This window comes from Mycobacterium sp. 1423905.2, assembly GCF_001673155.1.
GTDB lineage: Bacteria > Actinomycetota > Actinomycetes > Mycobacteriales > Mycobacteriaceae > Mycobacterium.
Window position 1 is genome coordinate 1 of the sequence record NZ_LZLE01000294.1, and the last position, 585, is coordinate 585.

The window sequence follows — 585 nt, forward strand, 5'->3', positions numbered from 1 at the left end:
CGGCAGCGGCGTCGCTTTCGCGTCTCGTTAGGTTTTCGATTCCTCGGGCTCGTACTGCGGGCAGTAGATTTCGATGGCGGCGCCGACGAAGTACCCGGAGTGATAGGCAGGCATCGAGCTGCTGTTGAGCACGTCGTTGGCCACCTCGGTCGGTGACATGCCCTGGTCCAGCTTCGTGCACACCATGTGACCGCCCTCGATGGCGTGGGCCGGCGAGATGTGGTCGCTGATGCCCTCGTTCTTCAGCAGCGCGATGAACTTCGCGTCTGCAGAGGTGTCGGCATGAGCGGTTGCCAGAGCTCCAAGCGGTCCAAGCAACGCGACCGTCACAACCAAGATGCGTTTGATCATATTTGCTGCTCCTTTCGATGAGACGGCGGATGGGTGGAGTCTGCTGTTAGCCGGCGGGCAGCGGACGTGCCATGATCGTGGGCTTGAACCCGTAGCGCGGACCAGCACCGGCGCCCCGCGCGCCGGCCCCGGTGCCGCCAACGGGCATGCCGCTCAACACGTTTCCCGCTCCGGACTCACCGGTGGTGATGGGCTCACTGATCAGCTGGACCGATGGGCGTACGGCCGCCGGTG

Annotated in this window: 1 protein-coding gene and 1 pseudogene; both read right to left on the reverse strand. The window is 64.4% G+C overall.

Annotated features, from left to right (window positions below):
- Positions 1–27: 27 nt before the first annotated feature.
- Entirely contained in the window at positions 28–351 is a 324-nt protein-coding gene (locus A9W95_RS19300) for a DUF732 domain-containing protein (RefSeq protein WP_067416356.1), read from the reverse strand.
- Between the two features lie 46 nt (positions 352–397).
- Positions 398–585: pseudogene (locus A9W95_RS19305) on the reverse strand (hypothetical protein); the annotation flags it as partial.